The 7,319-nt window shown below is 63.9% G+C and carries 6 protein-coding genes; 3 read left to right on the forward strand and 3 right to left on the reverse strand.

The genetic code is table 11. The features are described 5' to 3' along the window. Positions 1–130: 130 nt before the first annotated feature. From pip to prmC, 3 genes are all read right to left on the reverse strand, one after another. Positions 131–1,075 (reverse strand): prolyl aminopeptidase, encoded by a 945-nt coding sequence (gene pip, locus ACVOLL_RS20265; protein WP_481514533.1) that lies wholly within the window; start codon positions 1,073–1,075, stop codon positions 131–133. A 74-nt stretch (positions 1,076–1,149) separates the two neighbouring features. Further along, complete coding sequence (locus ACVOLL_RS20270) at positions 1,150–2,412, reverse strand: erythromycin esterase family protein (protein WP_481514534.1); 1,263 nt, start codon at positions 2,410–2,412, stop codon at positions 1,150–1,152. 305 nt (positions 2,413–2,717) lie between these two features. Beyond that, on the reverse strand, positions 2,718–3,560 hold the full coding sequence (prmC, locus tag ACVOLL_RS20275; protein ID WP_481514535.1) for a peptide chain release factor N(5)-glutamine methyltransferase: 843 nt from the start codon (positions 3,558–3,560) through the stop codon (positions 2,718–2,720). Positions 3,561–3,862: 302 nt separating this feature from the next. On the opposite strand from prmC, the gene ahpC reads away from it, so the two are divergent. The 3 genes from ahpC (at position 3,863) to ACVOLL_RS20290 (ending at position 7,219) form a co-directional block, all read left to right on the forward strand. Next, complete coding sequence (gene ahpC / locus ACVOLL_RS20280) at positions 3,863–4,426, forward strand: alkyl hydroperoxide reductase subunit C (protein WP_313174167.1); 564 nt, start codon at positions 3,863–3,865, stop codon at positions 4,424–4,426. A gap of 182 nt (positions 4,427–4,608) precedes the next feature. Next, the gene (gene ahpF, locus ACVOLL_RS20285; RefSeq protein WP_481514536.1) at positions 4,609–6,201 is read left to right on the forward strand and encodes an alkyl hydroperoxide reductase subunit F; all 1,593 of its coding nucleotides are present in this window, start codon (positions 4,609–4,611) and stop codon (positions 6,199–6,201) included. A 79-nt stretch (positions 6,202–6,280) separates the two neighbouring features. Then, positions 6,281–7,219, forward strand: a complete 939-nt coding sequence (locus ACVOLL_RS20290; RefSeq protein WP_481514537.1) for a LysR substrate-binding domain-containing protein — start codon at positions 6,281–6,283, stop codon at positions 7,217–7,219. Positions 7,220–7,319 lie beyond the last annotated feature (100 nt).

Below are 7,319 nucleotides of genomic sequence, written 5' to 3' on the forward strand. Positions count from 1 at the left end.
CCATGACTCTCTCCTCCGTACCCCCCCCCGCCCCGCCCCCCCGCCCCCCCCCCCCACCCCCACCCCACAACCCCGTCCCCCCCCGCCCCCCCCCCCCCCCCCCCCCCCCCCCACTACAGGGGCCCGCTTATCAACCGGCGAAGCTGTCGGTTGCGCGTACCAGTGCGTCGACGTTCTCGGCTTCAAATGCCGAGTGGCCCGACGCGGGACTGATCTGCAACTGCGCCTTCGGCCAGGCCTTGTGCAGTTCCCAGGCATTGGCCAGCGGGCAGACCACGTCGTAACGGCCGTGCACGATCACGCCCGGGATGTGGGCAATCTTGTGCGCGTCGCGCAGCAACTGGTCTTCCACTTCGAAGAAGCCGCCGTTGACGAAGTAATGGTTCTCGATGCGTGCGAAGGCCAGCGCAAACTGGGGGTCCTCGTGGCTATTGACGAAGTCATCGTCCACATGCAGGAAGCTGGTGGCGCCTTCCCACACGCTCCAGGCTTTGGCGGCGGCAAGACGGGTCGCTTCGTCATCGCTGGTGAGACGGCGATGGAAGGCCGAGATCAGGTCGTGGCGCTCCACCGCCGGGATCGGCTTCAGGTAATGCTCCCAGGCATCCGGGAACAGACGGTTGGCACCTTCCTGGTAGAACCATTCCAGCTCCCAGCGGCGCAGCATGAAGATGCCGCGCAGCACCAGCTCGGTCACCCGCTGCGGATGGGTTTCGGCATAGGCCAGCGCCAGCGTCGAACCCCAGCTGCCACCGAATACCTGCCAGCTGTCGACGCCGAGCTTCTCGCGCAGCTTCTCGATGTCGGCGACCAGATCCCAGGTGGTGTTGTCGACCAGATCGGCATGCGGGGTGGAACGGCCCGAGCCACGCTGATCGAACAGGATGATGCGGTACTTGGACGGGTCGTGGAACTGGCGCATCTTGTCACTGCAGCCGCCACCGGGGCCGCCGTGCAGCATCACCACCGGCTTGCCGTTGGGATTACCGCATTGTTCGAAATACAGCGTATGGCGGTCGTCGACCTTGAGCGTGCCGGTGTCGTAGGGCTCGATGGCGGGGTAGAGCGTGCGCATGGCAGCCTCGCTGGGAACAGGACGGCTAGTTTAACGCAGCGATGTTGCGGTCTTGTCTGCGCTGCCGCACTCCATCAAGGCGATGCGTAGGTTGCCGGGGTGATGCCATTTAGCAGCCAGATGCCGTCGAATCGTTGCCGTGCTTCAGGCAGCGTCAATTCGTCTGCGTAGTCCATGCCCCAGAGCCGGCTGGCCGGGTCGTCCTCGCTGGGCAAACTGCCTGCATACAGGTCCACGAACACCGCTGCGGCCGCGGTACCGGCAGTCAAGCGCGACTCCAGCTGCAACGGCCGTGCGTCCACCTTGCGAACCTGCTGATCGATGTAGTCAAGGTAACTTCCTTGCGCGCCAGCGTAATGCAGCACATAGGTCTGCTTCTGCAGCACGGGCGGCAAGGCGCGGGTCACGTTGTCCACCGGCGGGAAGCCGCGCGGATGACCGTCGCGATAGCCGCCAAGTTTGTTCAGATGTGCGTAGTGTCCCCAGACGACCGCCTTGCGCCCCGGGTAAGCCTGCTCCAACAACCATTGCAGGTTGCCGGCCATGACCGGGTCGTGTTCGTCGAAGGGCCGCAGTTGCCAGGCTACTTCGGCCATGCGCTGCAGGCTGGCGTTGATGCGGCGCCAGAAACCATCGCTGTTGAATACATCCTCACCGTGCTCGGCGTCCGGCGCGGGCAGCAGTTGCAGCAGCCATTGCGAATCTTCGAGGAAGCGCTTGCGTGTGCGGGCGTCCGCCATTGCCAGCTTGCCATCAAGCAATTGCTGCATCTTTTGGAAATGCAGCTGCAGGCGCTGCCGGGCCATTTCATCCAGTGGCTGACGCAGTAATCGTTCTCGCAGTTGCGGCACCAGTTGACGGCGTGAGAATCCGCCACTCAAACGCCCATCGAAGCCAGCCAGCTGCATCGCACCCGGCGCATCGCGTTGCGCGTCCAGATAGTCGTACAGCGGCCACACCTCGGCGCTGTTGGCATACATGTAGAAGATGTTGCCCGGTGCGTTGGCGCGCAGCGGCAACCGTGACTGCCATAGACGGGTTACATCAAACAACCCGCTTTCCAGCACCAGCAGGTCGAAGCCCTTGCGCTCATGCAGGTAACGTACGGTGCGCACTTTGCTTGCGTAGATGTTGCCTTCGCCGTGGGTCAGCTCGTCGAGCATGACGATGCGCCTGTCGCCGATGGCCTCACCCAGGGGCGCCAGATCGGCGAAGTCATCCTGCATCGGCGAGCCCTCACGCAAGGGATGGATGGGAGCTTGTTTGCTGGTGGCTGGCGTTGCGGCGCAGCCCAGTGATGTGACCAGTAATACGGCAGCGAACGCGGTACGGATCATCAGCATCCCCGGTTTGGAAATGACGATGCTACGGGAGGTTTTAGCGGCCGTCATGCGGACAGTAAATGACCTGAATGGCACGCTGGAGCGGTGCTTTTGGCTCTGCTTTGGCGCGGCCTTGTCTTTAGCCTTAGCTTTGTTTCTTGCTTCCGCTTTGCTTTGGTTTTGAAAGCCGTCATTCCCGCGAAGGCGGGAATCGCTTTGGCTTTGGCCCCAAAATCAAATGCAAACCCCAGAGCGATTCCCGCCTTCGCGGGAATGACGAGCTAAAAAAGGCGAAAGCGAAAGCAACAACTACCTAAACCTCAACCAGGCCAACGCCCCAGCGTCACCCGATCACGCTGCTCCAGATCCTGCACCGTCTGTGCTTCCACAAACCCGGCCTGCTCCAGCAGCGCGCGGATGGCCTCGCCCTGATCCCAACCGTGCTCCAGCAGCAACCAGCCACCGGGCACCAGGTGCTCATGCGCACCAGCAACAATTTCGCGGATCGCATCCAGGCCATCCGCACCCGAGGCCAGGGCCGGCGGCGGCTCGAAACGCAGATCACCCTGCACCAGATGCGGATCACCCGCGGCGATATACGGCGGATTGCTGACGATCATGTCGAAGCGATCCGCGCCCAGCGCTGCATACCAATGCCCGCGCCGGAACCACACGTTTTCCAGCCCGTGCGCCTGGGCGTTCTTCACCGCCATTGCCAGGGTCGGACCCAGCACGTCGGTCGCCATCACCGTCGCAAGCGGCCGCTCACTGGCAATCGACAAGGCAATCGCGCCGCTGCCGGTGCCCATGTCGGCTACCCGCACCATGTCATCGGCCGGCAGCCGCGCCAGCGCCTGCTCGACCAGCAGCTCGGTCTCGGGGCGCGGGATCAGGGTGGCGGTGTTGACCTGCAGGTCCAGGGTCCAGAAGCCGCGGCGGCCAATCAGATAGGCCAGCGGGTGACCCTCGGCCCGACGCGCTACCAGCACTTCGAAACGCTCCACCGCCTCGGCATCCACCTCGTCGGTGGCATGGGCGAACAACCAGGCCCGCTCCACACCCAGCACGTGGATCAGCAACTGCTCGGCTTCATGGCGGGCATCTTCGCCCGACAGGCGCCCAGCGGCCTCCCGCAACAGCTCGGCAACCTTCAACGTGGACACTGCATTACCTCTTCGCTAGCTCTTTTCAGGAGGGCGAGGATAGTCAGCGCGCCCGCCCCTGCCTACCGCCATGATCCTTGCCTTGGGATTAATCCCGTCTATGCCGCGCCGTTCAGCTTGGCCGAAGATGGCTTGGAAAGCCCGCAAAGCACCCGATATCAGGCCTTGAGGCAGCTTCAGAACAACGATTGATAGGCTTTATCTATTGATACGATGCATCCAATTCATTTGTTTTATTAGTTTCTGCCTATTAGTCTTTGCTCCAACGATTCACCCCGCCCTACAACCCAAGAGGAATCTTCATGTCCCTTATCAACACCCAGGTCCAGCCGTTCAAGGTCAATGCTTTCCACAACGGCAAGTTCATTGAAGTCACCGACGAATCGCTGAAGGGCAAGTGGTCGGTCCTGATCTTCATGCCGGCAGCCTTCACCTTCAACTGCCCGACCGAGATTGAAGACGCCGCTGACAACTATGCCGAGTTCCAGAAGGCCGGTGCCGAGGTCTACATCGTGACCACCGATACCCACTTCTCGCACAAGGTATGGCACGAAACCTCGCCGGCCGTGGGCAAGGCCAAGTTCCCGCTGGTTGGCGACCCGACCCATCAGCTGACCAACGCCTTCGGCGTGCACATCCCGGAAGAAGGCCTGGCCCTGCGTGGCACCTTCGTGATCAACCCGGAAGGCGTGATCAAGACCTCGGAGATCCACTCCAACGAGATCGCCCGTGACGTCTCCGAGACCCTGCGCAAGCTGAAGGCTGCCCAGTTCACCGCCGCACACCCGAACGAAGTGTGCCCGGCCAAGTGGAAGGAAGGCGAAAAGACCCTGACCCCGTCGCTGGACCTGGTCGGCAAGATCTAAGTCGTAGCCGCTCCCACCCCGCCCTCGCGGCGGGCGTGGGGGTGAACCGCAGCGTGTTGATGCCAGCCAGCACCACGCCCGCACGCCACGCAGCCCGCTGCGGTTCACCCCTACTTTTTACTGGCGCCCCGCTTGACGCAGGGGCGTCACTCCCCCGCTTTGCCTCAACGAAGGAGTTGACCGTGCTCGACGACAGCCTCAAGACCCAGCTGCAGCAGTACATGGGCCTGCTGCGCCAGCCACTGCGCCTGATCGCCTCGCTCGACGACAGCAGCGCCAGCCAGGACATGCGCGGCCTGCTTGACGATATCGTCGCGGCCGGCGGCGGCAAGATCACGTTGGACACTTCCGGCAACGATGCGCGCAAGCCCTCGTTCGTGATCGCCCGCGAAGGCCAGAACCATGGCGTGCGTTTCGCCGGCCTGCCACTGGGCCACGAATTCGAATCGCTGGTCCTGGCCCTGCTGTGGACCGGCGGCCATCCGCCGAAGGTCGCGCAGGACGTCATCGACAGCATCACCGCGATCGACGGCGAGTACAGCTTCGACGTCTATATGTCGCTGACCTGCCACAACTGCCCGGACGTGGTGCAGGCGCTGGCGCTGATGGCGATCCTGAACCCGAAGATCAGCACCACGGTGATCGAGGGCGGTACGTTCCAGCAGGAAGTGGAACAGCGCCAGGTGATGGCGGTGCCGATGGTGTTCCAGGGTGGCGAGATGTTCGACTCCGGCCGCATGAGCCTGGAGCAGATCGTCGCCAAGCTCGACACCGGCGCCGTTGCCCGCGAGGCCGAGAAGATCAAGGCCAAGGATGCATTCGACGTGCTGGTGGTGGGCGGTGGCCCGGCCGGTGCTGCAGCGGCGATCTACGCCGCACGCAAGGGCATCCGCACCGGCGTTGCTGCCGAGCGTTTCGGCGGCCAGGTGCTGGACACCATGGCGATCGAGAACTTCATCTCGGTGCAGCACACCGAAGGCCCGAAGCTGGCTGCCGCGCTGGAAGCCCACGTACGTGAGTACGAGGTGGACATCATGAACCTGCAGCGCGCGGCCAAGCTGGTGCCGGCCGGTGCCGATGGTCTGGTCGAAGTGCAGCTGGAGAACGGCGCCTCGCTGAAGTCCAAAACGGTGATCCTGTCCACCGGCGCCCGCTGGCGGCAGATGAACGTGCCGGGTGAGGACGAGTACCGCAACAAGGGCGTGGCGTACTGCCCGCACTGTGACGGCCCGCTGTTCAAGGGCAAGCGCGTGGCGGTGATCGGCGGCGGCAACTCCGGCGTGGAAGCGGCCATCGACCTGGCCGGCATCGTCAGCCACGTCACCGTGTTCGAGTTCGACAGCAAGCTGCGTGCCGACCAGGTGCTGCAGGCCAAGCTCAACAGCCTGCCCAACGTGAAGGTGGTGCTCAACGCACAGACCACCGAAGTGCTGGGCGACGGCCAGAAGGTCAACGGTCTGGTCTATACCGACCGCGTCGGTGGCGATTCGCACCGGGTCGAGCTGGAAGGCATCTTCGTGCAGATCGGCCTGCTGCCGAACACCGAGTGGCTGCGTGGCACGGTGGAGCTGAGCGGTCGCGGCGAGATCATCATCGATGATCGCGGCCAGACCAATGTGCCGGGCGTGTTTGCGGCAGGCGACTGCACCACGGTGCCGTACAAGCAGATCATCATCGCGATGGGCGCAGGCTCGACTGCCGCACTCAGCGCCTTCGATCATCTGATCCGTACGCCGGTGCTGCAGCCTGCAGCGGTAGAGACAGCAACCGCATGAAGCCCTCAAAGCCCCGCGTTGCGGGGCTTTGATTTGACCGCGCCGGCAGCTGCCGGCGCCTGCATGAGCGGAGCCCGACATGAACCTTCGTGACCTGAAATACCTGGTGGCGTTGGCCGAGCACAAGCACTTCGGCCGTGCCGCTGCGGCCAGCTTCGTCAGCCAGCCCACCCTGTCCACCCAGATCAAGAAGCTGGAAGAAGAACTGGGCGTGCCGCTGGTGGAGCGTGCCCCGCGCAAGGTGATGCTGACCCCGGCCGGCCGCGAAGCTGCCGCGCGTGCGCGCAATATCGTTGCCGAAGTGGAGCAGATGAAGGAAGCCGCACGCCGCGCGCGCGACCCGGAAGCCGGCACCGTGCGTTTGGGAATTTTCCCGACCCTCGGCCCGTATCTGCTGCCGCATGTGGTGCCGGCGATCCGCCAGCGCTTCCCGCAGCTGGAGATGCTGCTGGTCGAGGAAAAGAGCGATGTGCTGATGGCGCAGCTGCGCAACGGCCAGCTCGATGCCGCAATACTGGCGCTGCCAATCGCCGACGAGCAGTTGCACACCGAATTCCTGTTCGAGGAACCATTCGTGCTGGCCGCCCCGGAAGGCCACCCACTGACCACCCACCCCTCGCTGACGCTGGATGACCTGTCCGACCAACGCCTGCTGCTGTTGCAGGACGGTCACTGCCTGCGCGATCAGGCGTTGGATGTCTGCCATATGGCCGGCGCGCTGGAGAAATCCGAGTTCCAGGCCACCAGCCTGGAAACCCTGCGACAGATGGTCGCGGCCAACGTCGGTGTCACCCTGCTGCCGATGCTGGCGGTGAAGCCGCCGGTGGCGCGTTCGGAGAACGTCAGATTGATCCCATTCGCGGGTAGTCCGCAGCCGAATCGCAGGATCGGCATGGTCTGGCGCCGCAGTTCAGCGATGGGCGCGTTTCTGGAACAGTTCTCGCAATTGTTCAAACAGCTGCCGGCGGAGCTGTTGGAGGCGCCGGCGCAATCGCCGCTGGCTCAGGCGCAAGCTTAGAAGCTTACCCCTTCCCGGCCCAACCCAGCCCATCCCGCCACGGTACGCCCCACCCCATGACCCCCCCCAAACACGCAACCCCACGGCCGACCCCCGACGC

This window comes from Stenotrophomonas sp. STEN035, assembly GCF_056759935.1.